General features: G+C 63.3%; 22 protein-coding genes, 1 other RNA gene and 1 pseudogene. 16 read left to right on the top strand and 8 right to left on the bottom strand.

Annotation, left to right across the window (positions count from 1 at the left end):
• Window positions 1–54 precede the first annotated feature (54 nt).
• The gene (locus tag VK804_RS23805) at window positions 55–1,329 is read left to right on the top strand and encodes a divalent metal cation transporter (RefSeq protein WP_325374783.1); all 1,275 of its coding nucleotides are present in this window, start codon (window positions 55–57) and stop codon (window positions 1,327–1,329) included.
• A gap of 143 nt (window positions 1,330–1,472) precedes the next feature.
• On the opposite strand, the gene VK804_RS23800 is transcribed toward VK804_RS23805, so the two are convergent.
• On the bottom strand, window positions 1,473–1,739 hold the full coding sequence (locus VK804_RS23800) for a hypothetical protein (protein ID WP_325374781.1): 267 nt from the start codon (window positions 1,737–1,739) through the stop codon (window positions 1,473–1,475).
• Between the two features lie 128 nt (window positions 1,740–1,867).
• Entirely contained in the window at window positions 1,868–2,692 is an 825-nt protein-coding gene (locus tag VK804_RS23795; RefSeq protein ID WP_325374779.1) for a creatininase family protein, read from the bottom strand.
• 113 nt (window positions 2,693–2,805) lie between these two features.
• Between VK804_RS23795 and VK804_RS23790 the strand changes: the two genes are divergently transcribed.
• The 13 genes from VK804_RS23790 to VK804_RS23730 all read left to right on the top strand — a co-directional run bounded on the left by VK804_RS23790 (window position 2,806) and on the right by VK804_RS23730 (window position 15,710).
• Window positions 2,806–3,828, top strand: a complete 1,023-nt coding sequence (locus VK804_RS23790) for an ABC transporter substrate-binding protein (protein ID WP_325374777.1) — start codon at window positions 2,806–2,808, stop codon at window positions 3,826–3,828.
• Between the two features lie 7 nt (window positions 3,829–3,835).
• Window positions 3,836–4,651: an ABC transporter ATP-binding protein gene (locus VK804_RS23785; RefSeq protein WP_325374776.1), complete on the top strand. Its 816-nt coding sequence runs from the start codon at window positions 3,836–3,838 to the stop codon at window positions 4,649–4,651.
• The gene (locus VK804_RS23780; RefSeq protein WP_325374774.1) at window positions 4,648–5,481 is read left to right on the top strand and encodes an ABC transporter permease; all 834 of its coding nucleotides are present in this window, start codon (window positions 4,648–4,650) and stop codon (window positions 5,479–5,481) included. The genes VK804_RS23785 and VK804_RS23780 overlap by 4 nt, the downstream gene beginning before the upstream one ends.
• Entirely contained in the window at window positions 5,481–6,470 is a 990-nt protein-coding gene (locus tag VK804_RS23775) for a 2-hydroxyacid dehydrogenase (protein WP_325374772.1), read from the top strand. Before VK804_RS23780 ends, VK804_RS23775 begins: the two co-directional genes overlap by 1 nt.
• Window positions 6,470–7,165, top strand: coding sequence for an AprI/Inh family metalloprotease inhibitor (locus VK804_RS23770; RefSeq protein ID WP_325374770.1), 696 nt, complete (start codon window positions 6,470–6,472; stop codon window positions 7,163–7,165). Before VK804_RS23775 ends, VK804_RS23770 begins: the two co-directional genes overlap by 1 nt.
• 328 nt (window positions 7,166–7,493) lie before the next feature.
• On the top strand, window positions 7,494–7,739 hold the full coding sequence (locus tag VK804_RS23765) for a DUF2171 domain-containing protein (protein ID WP_325374829.1): 246 nt from the start codon (window positions 7,494–7,496) through the stop codon (window positions 7,737–7,739).
• A 57-nt stretch (window positions 7,740–7,796) separates the two neighbouring features.
• Entirely contained in the window at window positions 7,797–8,174 is a 378-nt protein-coding gene (locus VK804_RS23760) for a hypothetical protein (protein ID WP_325374768.1), read from the top strand.
• Window positions 8,175–8,250: 76 nt separating this feature from the next.
• Window positions 8,251–8,901: a glutathione S-transferase family protein gene (locus VK804_RS23755; RefSeq protein WP_325374766.1), complete on the top strand. Its 651-nt coding sequence runs from the start codon at window positions 8,251–8,253 to the stop codon at window positions 8,899–8,901.
• Window positions 8,902–9,352: 451 nt separating this feature from the next.
• On the top strand, window positions 9,353–10,327 hold the full coding sequence (locus VK804_RS23750) for an ABC transporter substrate-binding protein (protein ID WP_325374764.1): 975 nt from the start codon (window positions 9,353–9,355) through the stop codon (window positions 10,325–10,327).
• Between the two features lie 396 nt (window positions 10,328–10,723).
• On the top strand, window positions 10,724–10,939 hold the full coding sequence (locus tag VK804_RS23745) for a hypothetical protein (protein ID WP_325374762.1): 216 nt from the start codon (window positions 10,724–10,726) through the stop codon (window positions 10,937–10,939).
• Window positions 10,940–11,051: 112 nt separating this feature from the next.
• Window positions 11,052–12,188: an AraC family transcriptional regulator gene (locus VK804_RS23740; RefSeq protein WP_325374760.1), complete on the top strand. Its 1,137-nt coding sequence runs from the start codon at window positions 11,052–11,054 to the stop codon at window positions 12,186–12,188.
• A 112-nt stretch (window positions 12,189–12,300) separates the two neighbouring features.
• On the top strand, window positions 12,301–14,241 hold the full coding sequence (locus tag VK804_RS23735) for a serine hydrolase (protein WP_325374758.1): 1,941 nt from the start codon (window positions 12,301–12,303) through the stop codon (window positions 14,239–14,241).
• A gap of 107 nt (window positions 14,242–14,348) precedes the next feature.
• Window positions 14,349–15,710: a tetratricopeptide repeat protein gene (locus tag VK804_RS23730; protein ID WP_325374756.1), complete on the top strand. Its 1,362-nt coding sequence runs from the start codon at window positions 14,349–14,351 to the stop codon at window positions 15,708–15,710.
• 173 nt (window positions 15,711–15,883) lie between these two features.
• Here the strand turns inward: VK804_RS23730 and radC are convergent, their stop codons facing one another.
• The 6 genes from radC to VK804_RS23700 all read right to left on the bottom strand — a co-directional run bounded on the left by radC (window position 15,884) and on the right by VK804_RS23700 (window position 20,806).
• A complete protein-coding gene (gene radC / locus VK804_RS23725) occupies window positions 15,884–16,597 on the bottom strand; it encodes a RadC family protein (protein WP_325374755.1) in 714 nt (237 codons plus the stop codon).
• A gap of 66 nt (window positions 16,598–16,663) precedes the next feature.
• Window positions 16,664–17,359, bottom strand: a complete 696-nt coding sequence (locus VK804_RS23720) for a DJ-1/PfpI family protein (protein ID WP_325374754.1) — start codon at window positions 17,357–17,359, stop codon at window positions 16,664–16,666.
• Window positions 17,360–17,809: 450 nt separating this feature from the next.
• A complete protein-coding gene (locus VK804_RS23715; protein ID WP_325374752.1) occupies window positions 17,810–18,313 on the bottom strand; it encodes an Lrp/AsnC family transcriptional regulator in 504 nt (167 codons plus the stop codon).
• Window positions 18,314–18,385: 72 nt separating this feature from the next.
• On the bottom strand, window positions 18,386–19,345 hold the full coding sequence (locus VK804_RS23710) for a sugar kinase (protein WP_325374827.1): 960 nt from the start codon (window positions 19,343–19,345) through the stop codon (window positions 18,386–18,388).
• Window positions 19,346–19,426: 81 nt separating this feature from the next.
• Window positions 19,427–20,377, bottom strand: coding sequence for an NAD(+) diphosphatase (nudC, locus tag VK804_RS23705; protein ID WP_325374751.1), 951 nt, complete (start codon window positions 20,375–20,377; stop codon window positions 19,427–19,429).
• Between the two features lie 3 nt (window positions 20,378–20,380).
• Window positions 20,381–20,806, bottom strand: a complete 426-nt coding sequence (locus tag VK804_RS23700; RefSeq protein WP_325374750.1) for an HIT family protein — start codon at window positions 20,804–20,806, stop codon at window positions 20,381–20,383.
• A 97-nt stretch (window positions 20,807–20,903) separates the two neighbouring features.
• Here VK804_RS23700 and ffs point away from each other — a divergent pair.
• An RNA gene (ffs, locus tag VK804_RS23695) (signal recognition particle sRNA small type) lies at window positions 20,904–21,000 on the top strand.
• Window positions 21,001–21,118: 118 nt separating this feature from the next.
• Window positions 21,119–21,419, top strand: a pseudogene (locus VK804_RS23690) (DNA polymerase III subunit gamma/tau); the annotation flags it as partial.

The raw sequence follows: 21,419 nt of genomic DNA, 5'->3' as shown, positions 1-21,419 counted from the left end.
ACAGGTGGAGCACTGTGCGGTTGTCTGGGGATGGCGGCAGGAAAATACCGACGCGTGAACGCGCTCCGATCGTTTTGGGGGCGCCTGAAGAAGCATCCGCTGGCGCGGATCGGTCCGGGGCTCATCACCGGCGTGGCGGACGACGATCCGAGCGGCATCGCCACCTATTCGCAGGCCGGCGCCCAGTTCGGCCTCAACATGCTCTGGACCATGCCGCTGGCCTACCCGCTGATGGCCGCGATCCAGGCGATGTGCGGGCAGATCGGGCGCGTCACCGGCAAGGGGCTGGCCGCCAATATCAAGACCGCGTTCCCGCCGGTGGTGCTCAAGGCCGTCGTCCTGCTGCTGTTGATCGCCAACACGCTGAACATTGCCGCCGACGTCGCCGCGATGGGGGAAGTCGCAGAACTCGTCAGCGGCATCGATCGCCATCTGATGACGGCGTTCTTCGTAGGGCTCACGCTGCTGCTGCAGGTCTTCGTGCCCTATCACCGCTACGTGTTTTTCCTGAAATGGCTGACGCTGTCGCTGTTTGCCTATGTCGCCGTGCTGTTCACGGTCCATGTCCCCTGGGGTGAAGTCGCGCTGCGGACGGTCTGGCCGAACTTGACATTTGATTCCGGCACTGCCGCCATGGTGGTCGGCGTTCTCGGAACGACCATCAGCCCCTATCTGTTCTTTTGGCAGGCATCGGAAGAAGTCGAGGACATGCATGCCAGGAAAGGTTCGGCGCTTCTGCATAAACCGGCGTCCGCGCCCGCCGAACTCCGGCGCATCCAGTGGGACACCTGGAGCGGGATGCTGTTTTCCAATATCACCGCTTTTTTCATCATCCTCGCCACGGCCGTCACGCTTCATACGGCGGGAATCACCGACATCAATACCGCGGCACAGGCCGCAGGCGCGTTGCGGCCGCTGGCGGGCAATTTCGCCTTCATTCTGTTCGCGCTGGGGATTCTCGGCGTCGGCCTGATCGGCGTGCCGGTGCTCGCCGGCTCCGCCGCCTATGCGCTCGCCGAAGCCATGGGCTGGAAATCGGGCCTGGAGCGGAAGCCGATCAAGGCACAGGGCTTCTACGGCGTGATCGCGGTCAGCCTGCTGGCCGGATTGGTCATCCAGTATTCGCCGATCAGCCCCATGAAAGCCCTGTTCTGGAGCGCGGTGATCAACGGCGTTGTCGCCGTACCCCTGATGGTGGTGATCGTCCTGCTCGCCTCCAGCAAATCCGTGATGGGCGCATTCACCTCGAGCCGGCCGATCGTGATCCTCGGCTGGATCGGCGCCGCGGTGATGGGGCTCGCTGCCGTGCTGATGTTCATGCCTGGCTAGCCAGCGCGCTTGAAAAAAGTTGACCCGCCCGGGGGGACGACCGGGCGGGTCGGGTGCGACACGGGGTGGATGAGGCGCCCGTGTCGAACGCGGGATCCACGATGAGATGCGTTTTCGAGCAATGAAAACGCGTCAGGCAACAATCAGTAGCAGGTGCGAACGCGGCCCATGTAGTTGCCGTAGGCGTCGAACTGGCGCACCCAACCGCAGCGGCGATAGCCGTTGTAGTAGTAGCCGTCATTGCTGGCGGCGATCGCGCTGCCAACCACGGCGGCGCCGACGATACCGGCGCCGATGCCCCAGCCGAGGCCGAAGCCGTGGGCTTCCGCAGGCGTCGAGGTGGAAGCGATGCTGCCGGTGACGGCGAGGGCTGCGAGTGCGACAGCGGCAATCCTGGTCTTGATCGACATGAAAAACTCCATCCGGTTGAGGGCGGTATCCGTTGTGGTCCGCATGCCAGTTGGACGGAGGCTTTTGGATTCCGGTTCGAATCCCGTGCCGGAGGTCAGGTCGATCCAATATTAGATAAATAAAACAATCATTTAGAAGGAGTATCGGGTTTGCCAAAAAACCTCTTCACGTCGAAGTTATCGACCTCGCCGAGCAATTCGCAAAACGCGCGCGCGCCGTGATCGAGCAAACGTTCGCCCTTCTCAGCGGAAGCCTGCGTGGCATCGCCGACGGCGCCGCTCGGATGCAGATCCTGCGCCTGCCAGGCGAACGGCGCCGGCCGCTGCGTGGAGAGCCAGCGAAACTGCTTTTCCATCGCGATGCTGCTGGAGCGAAAATCGGCGATCGCGTCGATGCGGACATGCTGCGCGTACCGCGCCAGCATGATCGAGGTCTCGACCGCGCCGCCATGGATGCCGTGACGCAATTCCTCACCTGAGAATAATCCATCCGGCGCGCCAAAGCGCGACCAACTCGTCGTCACCGCGAGCAGCCCGCATCGCGCGCGCAGCTCCTGCGCCACCAGTGTCATGGCCGCGCTGTTGCCGCCATGGCTCGTCACCATCACGAGTTTTCGGACGCCGGCCCGCGCCACGCTCTCGCCGAGCGCCAGCCAGCTCTTCAAGGCTTCTTCCGCAGACAGCGTCAGCGTGCCCGGAAAATCGATATGCTCGGTGGAAATGCCGACCGGCTGCAGCGGCAGGAAGGTCGCCGGGACGGTTTCCGGCAACAGCTCCCGCACCCGCGCCAGATAGGCCTCGGCGATCATGACGTCGGTGCCGACAGCCAGATGCGGGCCGTGCTGTTCGGTCGCCGCCAACGGCAACACCGCGATCCACCGCGCCGCCTCAGTCGGGGCGATTTCGGGCCAGCGGATCGCGGTCCAGTCGCGGGGAGGAAACGGAGCTGTCATCGAGCGAAATGTTTCTTTGGGGCGATTTGCAAGCTAGTTTGTATGGGCTAGAGGACGCTGTCTGCGCCCGCTGCCTCCCCATCATGGGCCAGAACGATCGACGGAGTCCAACCATGAACCCGGCCATTTTGCCGCGAGCGTTAACGATGGGTCTTCTGGCCTGCCTTGCGGCCCTTTCGCCCGCGCGCGCCCAAGCCACGCTGGACAAGGTCTCGTTCGGAACCAACTGGGTGCCCGAGGCCGAACATGGCGGGTTCTTCCAGGCCGTGGCCGACGGCACCTACAAGAGATACGGGCTCGACGTCACCATCGTGCCGGGCGGCCCCAACGACAACAACCGCATGCTGTTGATCTCCGGCAAGCTCGACTTCTTCATGGCCGCCAACACCCTGATGTCGCTCGACGCGGTCGCCAACAAGGTGCCGGTGGTCAGCGTCGCCGCCATCTTCCAGAAGGACCCGCAGGTTTTTCTGACCCATCCGGAATCGAAGATCACCAAACTCGAAGAGCTCAAGCCGCTGACGCTGTTCGTGTCCAAGGAGGGCATCACCGGCTATTTCCAGTGGCTGAAATCCGAATACGGCTTCAACGAGAAAAATGTCCGTCCCTACACCTTCAACCCGCAGCCGTTCATCGCCACGGCGCAGAGCGCGATGCAGGGCTATGTCACCTCGGAACCCTACGCGGTCGAAAAGGCCGCCCAGTTCAAGCCGGGCATCATCCTGCTGGCGGATTACGGCTTCAACACCTATTCGACCCTGATCGAAACCCGCAGCGAGCTGATCGACAAGAAGCCCGATCTGGTGCAGCGTTTCGTCGACGCCTCGATCATCGGCTGGTACAATTATCTCTATGGCGACAACGCGCCGGCCAATGCGCTGATCAAGAAACTCAATCCCGAAATGACCGACGATCTGCTCGCCTTTTCGCTCGCCAAGATGAAGGAATACGGCATCGTCGATTCCGGCGACACCTTGCGCGAGGGCATCGGCGCCATGAGCGACGAACGCGAGGCGAGCTTCTTCGACAAGATGGTGCGGGCCGGCGTGGTGAAGCCCGACATCGACTTCCGCAAGGCCTATACGCTTCGCTTCATCAACAAGGGCGTCGGCCTCGACCTGCGGCCGAAGAATTAGCGGCGCGATGGCCGAGCCCGGAGCCTTGTCCGAAATCGATGCCGGTCCGGCTGGCCTAGCGGTACGCCTGCGCGGCGTGACAAAAGTCTATGACAACGGCGTCGCGGCGCTCGGGCCGCTCGACCTCGACGTGCGCAAGGGCGAATTCATTTCACTGCTGGGACCCTCGGGGTGTGGCAAGTCGACGGCGCTGCGGCTGATCGCCGGCCTCAACGCGCCGAGCTCCGGGGAGGTCGGCGTCGCGCATCGCAGCCGTGAGGCGCAAGCGGCGCATTCGATCGGCTTCGTGTTCCAGGAACCGACGCTGATGCCGTGGACCAGCGTGCGCGAGAATGTGCGGCTGCCGCTCCGGATCGCGCATGCCTCCCCCGCCGAGGCCGATGCCCGCGTCGCCGAGGCGCTGGCGCAAGTGGGGCTCGCGGATTTCGCCGATGCATACCCCCGGGAATTGTCCGGCGGCATGAAGATGCGGGCATCCCTGGCGCGCGCACTGGTCACCGATCCGGACATTCTGCTGATGGACGAGCCGTTCGCGGCGCTGGACGAAATCACGCGCTTTCGGCTCAACAACGACCTGCTCGCGCTGTGGCGCAATTTGCGCAAGACCGTCATCTTTGTCACCCATTCGGTATTCGAGTCGGTGTACCTGTCGCAGCGGATCGTGGTGATGACGGCGCGGCCCGGCCGCATCGCCGCCGAGATCCGCATCGACGCGCCGGAGCCGCGGACTGAGGATTTTCGAACCTCTCCGGCTTACGCCGGCTATTGCCGCGAGGTTTCGAACGCGCTGGCGCCGTCCTATGCCGGGCAGGCGGTCTCATGAGCGCCCTGCAGCCGCCTCCGTCAGCCGAACAGGCAACGCCCGATGGCCTCGCCTCGCGCGCGCTTCGCATCCTGTTGCCGCTTGCCGTGCTGGCCGTCGGCATTGCTGCGTGGGAACTGGTGGTACGCGTCAACAACATCCCGCCCTATGTGCTGCCGGGGCCATCAGCGGTGTTCGAGACGCTGATTGCCGATTGGCCGGTGCTGTCGCAATCGCTGATGACCACGCTTGCGACCACGCTCGAAGGCTTTGTCGCAGCAGGCATCGGCGGCATCGCGCTGGCGCTGTTGTTCAATCAATCGAAGTGGCTCGAAGTCTCGTTATTTCCCTATGCGGTGATCCTGCAGGTCACCCCCGTGATCGCGATCGCGCCCCTGCTTCTGATCTATCTGCCGCAGCAGACGGCGGTGATCGTCTGCGCCTGGATCGTCGCGTTCTTCCCGGTATTGTCCAACACCACGCTCGGGCTCAATTCGGTCGACCGCAATCTGGCCGGGCTGTTTAGGCTTTACGGCGCCTCGCGGCTGCAGACACTCGTGCTTCTCAAGCTGCCGTCCGCGCTGCCCTACATCCTGGGCGGCTTGAGGATCGCCGGCGGCCTGTCGCTGATCGGCGCGGTGGTCGCCGAAATCGCGGCGGGGTCCGCGGGCGCCGGGTCCGGGCTGGCCTATCGCATCGCCGAATCCGGCTACCGCCTCAACATTCCCCGGATGTTCGCGGCGCTGCTGTTGCTCTCCGCCGCCGGAATTGTCATTTATGGGCTGCTCGCGCTAACCTCGCACCTCGCGTTGCGGCGCTGGCACGAGAGCGCGCTTGGAAAGGAAAACTGATGGTTGGCGGCAATATTTCCTCCGAGAAGATCGACCTCCTGATCTATGGGCCGAGCAAGCCGATCGTCGATAACGGATTTTCCGACCAGTTCGTGCTGCACAAGTTCGAGACCATTCCCGACCTCGAGCGGCTGACGCCTTCCGTCGCCGAAAAAATCCGCGGCGCCGCGGTGACCTACAATTCGGTGCGCGGCGATGCCGCCACCCTGGCGCGCTTTCCGAAACTCGAGATCGTCGCAGCCTTCGGCGTCGGTTACGACCACGTCGATGCCAATTATGCCGGCCAGCACAACATCGTCGTCACCAACACCCCCGACGTGCTGACCGAGGAGGTCGCCGACATCGCGCTCGGGCTCTTGATCGCGACCTTGCGCGAGTTCGTCAAGGCCGACCGCTATTTGCGCTCCGGGCTCTGGATGACGCAGAATTTTCCCCTGAGCGTCGGCTCGCTGCGGGATCGCAAGGTCGGCATGGTCGGGATGGGCCGGATCGGCCAGGCGATCGCGCGAAGGCTGGAGGCCTCGCGCGTGCCCGTGGTCTATCATTCGCGCAAGCCCGCCGAAGGCGTGTCGCACAAGCACTATCCGGATCTGATCGAGATGGCGAAGGCGGTCGATACCCTCGTGGTCATCATCCCCGGGGGACCCGCGACCGCGAAGCTGATCAATGCCGACGTCATGAAGGCGCTCGGCCCGCGCGGCGTCATCATCAACGTGGCGCGCGGCTCCGTGGTCGACGAGCAGGCTTTGATCGCGGCGCTGAAATCGGGAACCATCCTGGCCGCCGGTCTCGACGTGTTCGAAAAGGAGCCGGCCGTGCCGGACGAATTGCGCAGCATGCAAAATGTCGTGCTGCTGCCACATATTGGCTCGGCTTCGGTGGTAACGCGTAACGCCATGGATCAGCTCGTGGTCGACAATCTGAAAGCCTGGTTTGCCGGCAAGCCGCCGCTGACGCCGGTCGCCGAAACCCCGCTGAAGAGCCGCTGATGACGCGCGGTTGTGGCATCGCTCTCGCGGCGCTGCTGGCGCTCGCGGTCGGGGACAGACCGGTCCTGGCGCAGGATGCCGCGACCCTGAAGAAAAACATGATCGGCCAGTGGGAGCTGGCGACCACCGAGCGCAGCAAGACCTGCGTGGTGACATTGAAGAACGAGAGCACTCCGCAGGGACTCAAGCTCGAGCTCGAGCCTGGCTGCGCCGCGGCGCTGCCGTTCACCAAGGACATCACCGCCTGGAGCATCAAGGGACTGGACATCGTGCGGCTGCAGGATGCAGGCGGAGAATCGGTGATCGATTTCACCGAGGTCGAGAGCGGCATCCTCGAAGGCCTGCGGCAGGGCGAGGGCATCTACATCCTGCAGAACCTCGCCGCGGCACGCTCGCTCGCCAAATCGATGGACCAAATGATCGGCGACTGGGCGATGGTCCGCGGCAACGGCCAGGCGATCTGCGGCCTGACCCTGACCAACACCGAGGCCAGCCCGGATAATTTCCAGGTCTTCCTGAAGCCGAAATGCGATCCCGGGGTCGCCGCCTTTGCGCCGACGCAATGGCGGCTCGAGCACGGCCAGATGATCCTGATGTCGGAGAGCGGCGAGGTCTGGCAGTTCGAGGCCGACGACAACGCGCAATGGCGCCGGGTGCCCGACTCGGCCGATCCTCTGATCATGCTGCGGCAGTAATTTCCCTGCACGGGCAGTTGCTTGCCGGGGTACCGAAAAACTGCCTTGTTGCCGCCCTCCGGAGCCCCATATTTGCAGTGGGTGGTTGCCGAGGAGATGATCCATGCCTGACATTTTGCTCGACCTCGCCGAGATCGAGGAGCGCATCTCGGCGCTCAGGGAGAACCTCACCGAGCTGGAAGATCAAGCCGCCGCCTATTCCGGGGGCGCGACCGAGGAGTTGAACGCCCAGCGGATCGCCGACCAGGAGGCGCAACTCGAACGGCTGACCCGGCAGCGCGATGAACTGCTGCAGCGAAAACAACACGTGGGAGGGAGAGATTCCGCAATGAATATCAAGCCACATATGGAAGTGATCGGCGCCGACGGCGTTCACATCGGCACCGTCGACCGCGTCGAAGGCGGCCGGATCAAGCTCACCAGGGCCGACAGCGGCGAAGGCCACCACAAGGGCCATCACCATTTCGTCGAACTCGGGCTGGTCGCCGGCGTCGAGGGCCAGAAAGTGCGGTTGTCGGCCAATGCGGCTGTCGCGGTGACGCTGGAAGAGGAACGGTCCGGCAAGCCGACCTGACGGCACCTCGCCTCGACCATCCCGCGCTCGCGCGTAATCGGCGGTGGAGCGGCCACCATGGCGAAAAAGAGCGTGCTCGCGATCGGCATCGAGCCGGCGCTGGCGGATTTCACGGCGGCGCCGGAACTCAATCCCGACCGCGTGCGGGCCTATGTCCACGCGCAGATCGAGCAGCTGCATGCGCTCGGCTTCGATGCGGAGATCTGCCTGATCGATCTCGGCGAGACCGCCGAACAGGTGACGGCGGCGGCGCTCAAGGCCAAGCCATTCGACTGCGTCGTCATCGGCGCCGGCTTGCGGCTGCCCGCGCCGCAATTGCTGTTGTTCGAAAAGATCATCAACCTCATTCACCGGCTCGCGCCCACAGCCTGCATCTGCTTCAACACCAATCCGGCGGACACCGTGGCCGCCGTGCAGCGCTGGATCGAGCCTTGAGACCATCGCGACGGCATTGACAGTGTAGCCGCAATCCGATACTTAACAGAATGGTTAAGTGTTGTGGAGATGCGCCATGCCAAAGCCCGAGATCATCGGTTCGCAGCGGTCGACCTATACCCGCGTGGTGCGCATGGTGTGCGAGGAGAAGGGCATCGATCACGTGCTGACCGAGCGGCTGCTGGGCGCCCCCGAGATCGCCGCCATCCATCCGCTGGGCAAGATGCCGGTGTTGCGCCACGGCGAGGTCGAGTTGTTCGAATCCAAGGCGATCGCCACCTATCTCGATCGCCGTTTTCCGGGTCCTTCGGTGTTCCCCTCCGATCCGCACCTTGCGGCGCTGACCGAGCAATGGGTCTCGTTCGTCAATACCTCGGTCGACCGCACCCTGATCCGCACCTATCTGTTCGCCTATATCGTCCCGAAGGGGCCGGATGGAACGCCCGATCGCGCGGCGATCGAGGCCGTGATGCCTGATGTGCGCAAGCAACTCGGCATCCTCGATCGCGCGGTCGCCGCGACCGGTTATCTCGTCGGCGGCGAGTTCAGCTTCGCCGACATCAACCTGCTGCCGATCCTGTTTTACATCCGGCGGACGCCGGAGGGCGGCGAGGCGTTCGCCGGCGCGCCTCATCTCTCCGCCTATTACGACGCCCACGCCGCGCGGCCGTGCTTCGCGCGCACCGTTCCGCCGATTGGGCCGCCGCGGCGGACCACGCCGAACTAGGGCGCGGATTTAATACCCGCCAAATGCGGATGGATGCGAGTTCGATGAAGGCCAGATAGTTGGCCGCGAGCAGCCCATTTAAAATCCATGACTTCATGCCGGATGGTTCGGGCCTCCGATGGGCGCTTGAATCACATCCAGGCCGACGCTTTCAATCGGACAACCGGCATTTCCGAGAATGTCGCCCAACCGGGCATGACGCCGACGCACCCAGAGTCTTTTCCGTTTCGATGGAATCGAAACGGGGCTCTAGATTCTTGTTTTGACGCGTTTTCTTCACGCGAACCGGTGACCGCTTCGCTCGAAAACGCTCTAAATCGACGCGAATAACCCAACCCCGACATCGGGACCTGACCGGTCAGAGGTCGATTGTCCGCAATTTCTCCCTCACCTGGCGGTCGCAAAGTGCTAGGCTTTAGCATCGGACGAGGCCCGTTCCCAAAGGGGGTACATGAGACGCCGCGAGTTCATCGCGCTAGTTGGCGGCGCGGCCGCAGCATGGCCGAACGCTGTGCGTGCGCAGCAGGCGGAGAAGATGCTGCGTGTGGGGACGGCTAGCACCCAACCGAAATCGTCGCCCCTTTGGAAGGCCTTCGAGCAGCGTATGGGCGAGCTTGGTTATCAGGAGGGCGACAATTACACGTTTGATTATCTGAATGTGGCCAAGATTGAGGAATACGAACCGAACTATCGGCAACTCGTCGCGCGCGGCGTCGATATTATCGTTGCTTCCGGTCCTGAGATTTCCTTGAAGTCGGCTCTCGCAACTTCACGCACGAAGCCGATCGTGATGGTGGCAGTTGATTACGATCCGCTCGCCCATGGCTATGTGACGAGCCTGGCAAGGCCTACCGGGAATGTAACCGGATTGTTTCTAGAACAGATTGAGCTTACGGCGAAGCGTCTGCAGCTCTTGAAGAACGCATTTCCTGAGATGCAGGCCTTGACTGTGTTCTACGATCGAACGGCCTTTGACCAGTGGGAGGCGGCGCAAAGCGTCGCCACAACTCTGGGCTTGAGGCTCGCGGGCTTTGATCTAGGCGACCCGCCTTTTGACTATGACAAAGCGCTCGCGCAGGCGAACCCTGACTATCGCAGAACTGTCTTTGTATTGGCATCGGGTTTGTTTTTTCGAGATCGGGAACGCCTCGCTCGCTTTGGGCTGCAAAATCGGGTCGTGTCGATGTTCTGCTTTCGCGAATGTGTGGAAGTAGGCGGTTTGCTGTCCTACGGACCAAACTTCACCCCAATGTACCGGCGTGCCGCCGAGTATGTCGATCGTCTCGCGCGAGGGGCCAAGCCCGCCGATCTGCCGATTGAGCAACCTACAAAGTTCGAATTGGTGATCAACCTCAAGACCGCGAAGGCACTGGGCATCACCATTTCGGCAAACCTGCTGGTTCAAGCCGAAGAAGTGATCGAATAGAGACGCTGCTTGGTACGGCGCATGAGTCTAAAATTGGCACTTTCGGACCTGGCGCGATGTCCGACTCGAACCCGTTATGCGCATGCGCACCAAAGCGGACGGTCGTCGGCGCCTTTGGTTTTATGGGTTCAAGCCCCGGCTAGCGGCGCTTCCCGGCACATCCGTCCGGCGCCGCGGCCAGCCATCTCACCGCCTATTTCGAGCGGCATGCGGCGCGGCCGAACTTTGTCGGAACCACGCCGCCTCCGGGCGCGCCGAGCAGAGTAAAGGCGAACCAGAATGTGATAGGCTGATGCCGGAACCAGCGGACCGGCTGCGCCTTTCTTCCCGCAAGCGGACGAAATGGCCCGGTCGGCCTGCCGCCGGTGACGACTCCATACACGCCGGGAGCAAATCATGATGCCAAAATCCTTCAATACGCTGACCGCCTACGTGATCGGCGTTGTCGTCGTATGGGCGGCGATCTTCGTGGTCGGATACTTCGTCAGGGGCCCCACCCCCGGCCATCCGCTGCTTCACGTCTTCGGCGGCTTCATGCTTGGCATGCTGGCGATGTACGTCGCGACACGCGTCTATCCTTCCAGTCGGAACGGTTCCGGCGCACAGGCCTGACCGAGGCCCTCTTGTGGCGGAATGATCTCCCCTCGACATTGGCTGCGCTTCCAGCGTATGAGCGAGCCCGCGTGGTTGCGACTTGTTGGGCGGCGATGGAGCATAGGCGATCGTGGACCGCAGCGGCCTGATGTCGATCGATCTCGGTCTGCGGGGCGCCGTCGTCGCATTGTGCCTGCTGATTGCAGCCCTGGCGCTGCGCGATCGCCGCGACAGCATGGCCGCGCAGCTCGGCGCTGCGCTCGCGATCGGCGCCGCGGCTTCGATGATCTGCTCGGCGCCGACGTTCCCGCGGCCATTTGCGTGGTGGGGCCTGTTGCTGCTGGCGGTGGCCAGCGCGAACTCGGTCGTGTTTTGGCTATGGGCGCGTGCCGCCTTCGATGACGATTTCGTGCCGCGGCCCTGGCATGCGGCCTTGTGGGCGGTCGTCGCCGTCGCGCAATGGCTGGAGGCCAGCGGCATCACACGATCGGCCGCGCTCGAGCTGGCGATCGACCGGACGCTGTCGTTCACCTTTCTCGGCCTGGCGTTGTTGGCGGTGGCGCAGACCCTTCTCACCTGGCGGGCGGATCTGGTGGAGGGCCGGCGTCGGCTCCGGCTGGTCGTACTGATCGGGGCGTCGGCCCAAATCGTTCTCAACTCTTACTTGAGCTTCTTGCAGCAGCCCTCGATCCGCACTTTTTCCATGGCTAGCGTCGCCAACGCACTCGCTCTGTGCGTGCTGGTCGGCCTCAGCGCATGGAATCTGCTGGAGGCGGGAACGCGCGACGGCTCGATGCTGCTGCCGGCGAAAGGCGACGCCCCCGGCGGCACGCACGCCGTGGCATCGACCGATCGGGGCAAGCCTGCCGCGATCGAACCGGCTCTCTTGCGCCGGCTGGAACAGCTGATGACCGTCGAGCGCGCCTATCGCCGCGAGGGACTGACCATCGGCTCGCTGTCCGCCGAGCTCGGCGTGCCGGAATACCGGCTGCGTCAGCTCATCAATGAAGGCCTCGGTCATCGCAATTTCAATGCGTTCCTCAATCGCTACCGGATCGAGGAAGCCAAGGCGGCGCTGGCCGACCCCGAACAAGTGGAGGTGCCGGTGCTGACGATCGCCCTGGACGCCGGTTTCCAGTCGATCGGGCCGTTCAACCGCGCCTTCAAGGCAGCGACCGATCTAACTCCCACCGAATTCCGGCGTCTCGCGATGGCCGGGAATGCATCCCCGGCAAACAGCCGATTGAAAATAGGCCAGTCGGGTTGAGGAATCGGCCAGCCGGGTTGCAGGATTCGGCGAGAAGGAACCGAAAAAATCAGACAGAGTGATCCGCGAATCCTTCTCAACCAGATCCACGACAACGCGGACAGGGCTTACAATGAAGATCATCCAGGCATCATGCATGGCGGCTCTCACGCTCTGTCTGGCGGGTGTGGCGCGGGCCTACGATTTAGAGACCGTCGGCGATCCGGACATTACAGGCTTTTCGGCGCGGCGGCTGGAGCGCATGACCTCCTGGTTCAAGGAGCATAGCGAAAAGGGCGACCCCTCCGGATTTGTCGTTGGCATCGCCCGAGGCGGCAAGCTCGCCTATTTGAAGCCCACCGGCTTTGCGGACCACGACAGGAAAATTCCGATGCGGCCGGATTCGATCTTTCGCATCGGCTCGATGTCCAAGCAGATCACCAGCGTCGCCACCATGATGCTGGTCGATGAAGGCAAGCTCGAACTTGACGCTCCCGTGGCGAAGTATCTGCCGGAACTCAGGGATATGCAGGTGGTCAAGACCGATCCGGCCACCGGGGACGCCATCGTCGATGCCTTCCCCCTGAATCTCGAACCTGCGAAGCGCGCGATGACCATCCGGGATCTCCTGCGCAACACGTCCGGTCTCGTCTATGCACAGCCCTACTTTGCAGATCCCGGATTTGGCAATACGGCGATCCACGTGCTTTACGGCGCCAGGGCGCCGTTCCGGCGCGACAAGCCCATCGCCTCCTTCGTAGCAAACCTCGGCACACTCCCGCTTCTGCACCAGCCGGGCGAAGTCTGGGAATATTCCATAGGTTACGATGTTCTCGGACGTGTCATCGAAGTCGTGTCGGGTGAGAGCTTCGACCAGTTTCTGCAAAGCCGTCTCTTTGCGCCGCTGCATATGGTCGACACCGGCTTCTCGGTGCCGGCGGATAAACTCGACCGTCTCGTCGCCGTGCCGGGCGCGCAGCCCGCACCGCTTTCGGATGGGGACGTAGGCAGGCCGCAAACGTTCTTTTCGGGTGGGGGAGGGATCGTCTCAACGGTCCCCGATTTCCTGCGCTTCTGCCAGATGCTGCTCAACGGCGGTGAGCTTGACGGTGCGCGCATTTTGAAACCGGAAACGGTGCGGTTAATGACCACGAATTCGCTGCCGCCCGACATGCACCTCGCGGGACACGAAGCCGGTCCAGCCTATGGGACGGGTTGGGGGCTCGGCTTCGCCATCCGTACCAACCCGGATTTCAGTTTCATCCCGGGCGCGGTGGGCAGCTTCAACTGGCAGGGAAGCTGGGGCACGTTTTTCTCGGTCGACCCCGTTGAGAAGCTGATCCTGGTCATGATGACGCAGAGACAGCAGTACGAAGATAACGGCCTCTATTTCAACGCCATCCGTCGTCTGTCCTATGCGGCGTTGAAGGTTCCCGAAGCCCCCGCGCCGCCCGCGTCGGGGCCATCGAACACCGCCGCGCTCACCGACTACGTCGGACGCTACGATTTCGGCGGGTCGGCAAGTTCGCTGGACCGACAGGTATTGGTCGCCGACGGCAAGGGCTGGACCGGTCTTGAGTCCGTTGTCGCGGAGACCGGTGGCCTCCGGGTGATCAAACCGGCCGAGGCAGGCCCCGCCGCGAGGGCGGGCGTCACGGCAGGAGATCTCATCACGGCGATCGGCGACAAGTCGACCGGGGGCCTGACTCTGGAAGCGGCCTTTGGCCGGATTTCGGGTCCGGTCAACGCCCCGATCAAGCTCAAGATCATCCGCGGGAAGCAGAGCGATCCGCTCGTTGTCGCCTTTGCCCGGGAGGCGGTCCCCGCGCACAGCGTTCAGCTTCGAGTCCGCGTCGCGGATGGCAAGCTGGTCGTTGAAGCCACGGGCGGCTGGTCGATCCTCGATTTCGACAAGGGCCAGCCGACATCAGTGGCGGTTCGCTCAAAGGATGAATTCTACGTCGAGAGTGGCGATCACACGCGGATCGCCTTCGTCCGCGACGCAGCCGGCAAAGTCAATGGCGCGGTTCTCAATCCGGGACCATGGGAGCAACGCGGCGCGCTCGCCCAATAGCGGGCACAACGACATCTGACCTGAGATCGAGCCGGACGAAGTGAACCGGCAAGCGTGCTGGCGCGACTGCACCCGGATAGAGGTTAGTGCGGTCGGTCGAGGACGCCATGCAAGACGCCAAATCTCAATGCGCGGGGCGGTATTTCGGAGCATTGGTCGTAGCCCTCGCCTTGATCAGCGGTGGATTTACGCCGGCGGCTCCCGTTACTGCGGAAAAGGCCCTTGATTGGTGCAATGGCGACGACCACGCGACGCCGGACATGATGATCGCCGGATGTTCGGCGATGATCTCCTCCGGCGAATATTCCGGCCGCGACCTTGCGATCGCCTACACCAACCGCGGCAGCGCCTATGACGACAAGCGCGACGAGGACCGCGCCATCGCCGATCACGATTTGGCGATCAAGATCGATCCGAAGCTGGATCTCGCCTTCAACAACCGTGGCAACGCATACACCCGCAAGGGCGAGCCGGACCGGGCGATCGAGGATTACAACGAGGCGATCCGGCTCAACCCGAAATTTTTCATGGCCTGGATCAATCGCGGCAAGACCTATCGGGACGACAAGCACGAATACACCCGCGCAATATCGGACTATGACGAGGCCATCAGGATCAATCCCGACTTTGCCGATGCCTACAACAGCCGCGGCATCGCCTATGACAGTCTCGGCAAGCGCGACCTTGCGCTCGTGGACTATGACAGCGCGATCCGCCTCGATCCGAAATTCGCCTTGGCCTACAACAACCGCGGCCTCGAATACCTGGAGAAGCGCGACTACGACACCGCCATCGCCGATTTCAGCAAGGCCGTGACGATCGCGCCAGGATATGCCAACGCCTTCCGGAACCGGGGCAACGCCTGGTACGGCAAGGCCGACTACCCCAGCGCAATCTCGGACTACAGCGCCGCGCTCGCCATCAACGACAACGATTCCGACGTCCATCTCGCCCGCGGCGTGGCCTACGAGAAAAACGGCGACAGCGATGCGGCGATCGCCGACTACGACAAGGTTCTCGCCACCAATCCGCAGGACAACAACACGCTCGGCATGCGCGGTTACCTGCACTTCTATCGGGGCGATTTTGCTGACGCGGCGGCGGATCTGTTGCGGGTCGCGGCGTCAAGTCCCTACCCGTATCCGAGCCTGATCGGATATCTCGCGCAATCGCGCAGCGGTCAGGCGGCGCCCGATCTCCAGCCCGCGATGCAGCGTCTGAAGAACCAGGACTGGCCCTATCCGGTGTTCGAGCTGTTTCTCGGGCGGCGCGATCCGCAGGCTGTGCTCGATGCCGCGCAAAAGCCCGAGGAGCGCTGCGAGGCGCAGTTCTATGTCGGCGAATGGCAGCTTCTGAAAGGCGACCGCGCCGCCGCCCGGCCGTATCTGGTGGATGCCGAGGGCAGCTGCCCGAAGACATTCATCGAATACAACGCCGCAAGGGCTGAGTTGCAGCGGCTGGGACAATAGCGACGACGGGGCAATTCCACTCGATCGGAATCATGACGGCGTGTGCCGCAGCCTCGTAGTTCGAGACGCGCGGCTTCGCCGCGCTCCTCACCATGAGGATCGAAGACCTCATCCCGAGGAGCCGCGCGTTTGCGGCGTCTCGAAGGATGAAGCCACCGAACTGGAAGCCGCACTCAGATCAGTCGCAATCCCTTCAGGCTCGCATGCCCGTTCTTGCCCACGATGATGTGGTCATGCACCGAAATCCCCAGCGGCTGGGCGATGTCGATGATCGCCTTGGTCATCTGCACATCGGTCTGCGAGGGCGTCGGGTCGCCGGAGGGATGATTGTGCACCAGCAGGATCGCGGTGGCGGACAGTTCCAGCGCGCGCTTGATCACCTCGCGCGGGTAGACCGGGGTGTGGTCGACGGTGCCGGTCTGCTGCACCTCGTCCGCGATCAGCTGGTTGCGCTTGTCGAGGAACAGGATGCGGAACTGCTCCTTGTCGGCGAACGCCATCGAGGTGCGGCAATAGTCGATCACGTCGTTCCAGGACGATAGCAGCGTGCGTTGTTTCAACTGGCCCTTGGCGATGCGGCTGGCGGCCGCCGCGATCAGCTTGAGCTGGGTTGCAGAGGCCTCTCCAATGCCATCGACTTCGCGCAGCAGGTGCTCCGGGGCGTGCACGACTTCGGCGAAGGAGCCGAACCTCTTGAGCAAATCCTTGGCGGCCGGCTTCATGTCGCCGCGCGGCTGGGCGGTGAACAGCACCATCTCCAGCAGTTCGTAGTCGCTCAGCGCATCGGGACCGGCGCTGCGAAATCGCTCGCGCAGCCGCTCCCGATGGCCGTGATAATGCGGCTTCTCGGCGGGCGGATCCGGCTTGTCGCTTAGTTTCGCGGGCATCGGCGCCAACCATGCCGTGCCCGCCAGCTTTTGCAACTGGGAAGTGTCGGGCGCCGCAGAGCCGAGTCAGGAGGGCGGCAGCGGCGGATAGATGATCGGGGCCTGCGGATCGCGGTGCCAGTCATACTCGGCCGCGATCACGGCCTCGACCGCAACCGGATAGCTGGCCAGCCGCGAGACCAGGTAGAAGCCCATATCGGTGCCGGCCGATACGCCCGCGGACGTGACGTATTTGCCGGCGTCAACCCATCGTGAGATCCTGTCCCACTTGACCTTCGGGCCTTGGGCCGCCACCCAGTCGAACGCGGAATGATTGGTGGCGGCGGGCAGGCCGTCGAGAAAGCCGCATCTGGCGAGTACAGCGGCGCCGGTGCAGACCGAGGCCATGATGCTCACCCTCTTGTCCATCGCATGCATCCACTCGAACAGATCCGCGACCTCTTTCGGATACGTCTTCTCGTCGAGCAGCGGCCAGGTGCCGCCGCCGCCGGGGACCATCAGCATGTCGAGCGGCTCGGCCAACGCCTGGTCAAAATCCCAGTCGGGCGCGACCGAGGGGCCGTTGATGCTCCTCACATTGCCCTTGTGCCTTCCGATCAGCCTGATCTCGAAGGGATATGGCGGCGGATCGAAATAGTGGGTGCCTGGGAAGCGCGCGATCGAAAAGGCCTCGACGAAGCCGAACACATCGATCGGCTCGAACTTGTCGAAAACAAAGATGCCGATGCGCTGGGTCCTGGGAAATACTGCGGGGTCCGCCATCGAGTTCCTCCTGTCTGAGCCTTCGCCCTGCCGCCAGGCAGGGTTGCGCCGGTCCAACATGCCCCGCCACTCGGGTTTTGCAACCGGAAATTGTCGGGAAGTGCCCGCTCCAGGCCGATGCGTGGGGAATGCCGGGTGATTCCGGTGTGACCTGACCAACGCATGTGCATTTTTTTGCTACCCATCGCACGCGCGGCTATCGGGCGCCGGGCATTCCCGCGCCCTTTGATTTGGAGAGGGCGGGAATAAAAGAATACCTCGCGCAAAAAAGCATGCGGCGAGATCGTGAAGTCATGTCTCAACGTCGTTGCGAGGAGCTCTTGCGACGAAGCAATCTACTCTTTCTTTCTTTTTGCTGCGCGATGGATTGCTTCGCTGCGCTCGCAATGACAACCTCACTTGTCATCGCCCGCTTTCGCGGGCGATGACAGCAGAGGGGCGGGGTAGCTTTCAGGCCGCCACCGGCACCGGCAGTGCGGTGACCGACTTGATCTTCTCCATCGCAAACCGCGAGGTGACGTTCTTCAGCGGCACCGCGCCGATCAGTTTCTTGTAGAACACGTCGTAGCTCGGCATGTCCGCGACCACGACGCGCAGCATGTAGTCGACGTCACCGGCCATCCGGTAGAATTCCATCACCTCCGGCATCGCGCTGACGGCGTCGGCGAATTTGCGCAGCCACGCCTCCGAGTGATCGGCGCTCTCGACCGAGACGAAGACGGTGATGCCGAGCCCGATCTTGTTCTGGTCGACGAGTGCCACCCGGCGCAGGATCACGCCGTCGGCTTCCAGCCGCTGGATGCGTTTCCAGCACGGGGTCGAGGACAGCCCGACCCGGTCCCCGATCTCGGCGACGGAGAGCGAAGCGTCCTCCTGAAGCACGGTCAGGATCTTGCGGTCGATGGCGTCGAGGCGGCGATTGGGCTCATGGAGCTGAACGGCGAGGTCGGTCATGGGAAGAACTTTGTTCCATTTATGGGGCTAATCACCCTCATATAGAGAAAATTCTTCTATGACAAGCCCCGATTAGCCACGCCTGATTGCGCCGGCAGCTTGGTCATGGCCCAAAAGCCCTTCAACTTCAGCACGTTGCGGGGCGGCGAAGGCACCACCGAAACGGGTGCATTTCAGGGCTGCGGCGGCGGAGGCAAACCGCAGCGCCTCCCGCAGTTCCTGCTTTTCGGTGATCGCCAGCGCGAACGCGCCATGGAACACGTCACCGGCGCCGAGTGTGTCCACGGTATGCACCGGGAAGGCGGGGGTCTGCTGCAGGTTCTGATGCTCGTCGAGCCAGATCGTGCCTTGCGCGCCGCGGGTGCCCGCCAGGAACGACGGCGTGAGCTTGGCGATCTTCTTCAGCGCCTCGCCGTCGTCGCTGACATCGGCGGTCTCCTGAAGCGGCTCGCTGGAAAATACCAGATGCGAGGAGGCGTTGAGCAATCCCTCGCGCAGCGACATTGCGCGGTCGACGTCGACGATCACGGGAATCCCGCGCCGGCGAGCCTCCGCGCACAACTCGGTACAGAATTCCGCGCAGCGGCTCTCGGTCAGGATCGCGTGGCAGTCGTCGAGCAGGACGTCGGCATCGGGCAGGTGGACTTTCCACAATTCGGGATCGCGGAACGTGACGATGGTGCGCTCGCCCGAGGGGTCGATCATGATCGCCGAAATCGGGGTCACCAGTCCTGGCATATGGACGATGTGACGGGTGTCGATGCCCTCATGCGCCATCTGTTCGAAGATGAAGCGGCTGGAGGTCTCCCGGGAATCGCCCATCGGCCCGCAGATCGAGGCACGGCCGCCAAGGCGCACGATCCCGATCGCTGCGTTGAGCGCATTGCCGCCGCAGATCTCGTCGAAATGGGTGGCATTCTCCTTGGAACCGCGCGCCGGAACGCCCGGCACGCGGAACGTCAGGTCGCGCACGGGCATGCCGATGCAGAGGATGCGCGGCGGGATTTTCGGCGCGGTGGCGTGAAAGTTCATGTCGGAGTCCGTCATGCGGGTTCCGCTTTCTGCCGGAACCCCGGTCCGGAATTAATGGACTGGGCCATGAGCCGTTCCCCGCTATGCGGTCGCGTTGTTTCCCCCATGCACCCAGCGGCCAAGCAGGTGATGGGCAATGGCAAAGGGATGCGGTCCAGCCAGCCCGTCGGGATGTTCCCGCTTGATCATCAGGGTCGCCTCGGCGCGGCTGAACCAGCGCGCGTCTTCCAATTCGGAGTGATCGACCACGATATCCTCATTGGTGGCGCGCGCCGTGCAGCCGATCATCAGCGACGACGGATAGGGCCAGGGCTGGGTCATATAATAGGTCACGTCGGTGCAGCGGATCCCGGATTCCTCGAAGATCTCGCGGCGGACCGCGTCCTCGATGGTCTCGGCGGCCTCGACGAAGCCGGCGAGGCAGGAATACATCCCCGGCAGGAACTGCTTCTGCCGGCCCAGCAGCACCTTGTCGCCCGAGGTCACCAGCATGATCACCACCGGGTCGGTGCGCGGAAAATGCTCGGCCTTGCAGTTCGGGCAGTCGCGCTTCCAGCCGCCTTCCTTCATCGCGGTGCGGGTTCCGCAATTGGCACAAAAGCCGTGGCGCTGGTGCCAGGTGACCATCGATTTCGCCATCGCGATCGCCGACAGCTGCTCGGGCGGCACCACGCCCTGCATCGCCATGCCGCGCAACTCGCTGACCTTGACGTCGTTGCGGGGCAACAGGGCCTCCACCGCAGCCGCCGAAATGCCCATGCCGAAGATCGCCGAGCCCTCGCGCAATCCCAAAAAGATCGTCCCGGGGTTGGCGCCGAATTTCAGCGCTTCCTCGATGGTCAATAGCGCCCGCGGACTATCTGCGTCCTGCGCTACCACCAGCGAATCGCGATGCACCACATAGGCGCGGGAGGAGCTCTCGCCCTCCAGCGCCAGCAGCTTCGCATCGTCGCCGCGCAAATGCGCGGCGCGATCGAGGATATTGCTGACGAAACCCGGCTTCCCTAAGGGAAATTTTTCGAATGCTGTCATGTCCTAACCAAGCCAAATCTTGCGGCGAAGCGCGCTGATGAAATTCTGGACTTCCTCGGCGTCATGGGCGAGCGGCGGCATCACTCCCCAGACCGGACGCGGCCAGGCCGCGTCGCTGGCGCGGCGCGCGATGACGTGGACGTGCAGTTGCGGCACCAGGTTGCCGAGAGCGGCGATATTCAGCTTGTCGCATCTTGTTACTTCCTTCAGCGCGCGTGCGACGCGGGAAATCTCGGTCATCAACTGGCCCTGCTCGACCTCGTCGAGGTCGATGATCTCGCTGGCCTCATGCCGTCGCGGCACCAGCAACAGCCACGGGTAGTGGGCATCCTTGATCACAAGCACCCGGCACAGCGGCAGGTCGCCGATGTCGATGGTGTCCTCTTTGAGCCGTGAATGCAGCGACCAGGCGGGAACGTCGGGGGGCATGACGGCAACTAATGCCTTTCCGCGTTTCTGCACAAGCCCCGGAAACGGCCTGCCGCCCCGCTTGCTTTCCGCCCCTTTTGGCCCCAAATAGGGACCGGGAGATTGGCGGTGGACGAGCCACTCGCCAACCGGGTCAGGTCCGGAAGGAAGCAGCCCTAACGAGGTCCGGATCGGGTCGCTCGTCAGTCTCCTACTCGTTTTTTTGCCTGTTATTGCCTGCGAATCGCGCCAAAAGGGGTGACCCGTCCTGCGCTTGATTCTCCTGCGTTTCCGCAAGCCGGCTTCGAGAGACACTCAATTGCGGATCGATCGATGAGCGACGCTGGCACGCCCCCCAAATCCCCTAGCGATGCCGCCCCCGGCGTTCCCGACAGCACCCATCAGGGCGGCTTCGATCTCGGCGGCCCGCCGCAGGCGGGAAAACCCTATCGGGTGCTGGCGCGGAAATACCGCCCCTCCAGCTTCGAGGATTTGATCGGCCAGGACGCGGTGGTTCGCACCGTCTCCAACGCGTTCGAAACCGGGCGGATTCCGCAGGCCTGGATCCTGACCGGCGTGCGCGGGGTCGGCAAGACCACCACCGCGCGCATCCTCGCCCGCGCGCTAAATTACG

Origin of the sequence: Bradyrhizobium sp. (genome assembly GCF_035484855.1) — a bacterium.
Classification (GTDB): Bacteria; Pseudomonadota; Alphaproteobacteria; order Rhizobiales; family Xanthobacteraceae; genus Bradyrhizobium.
This window is presented reverse-complemented; position numbering and strand designations above follow the sequence as displayed.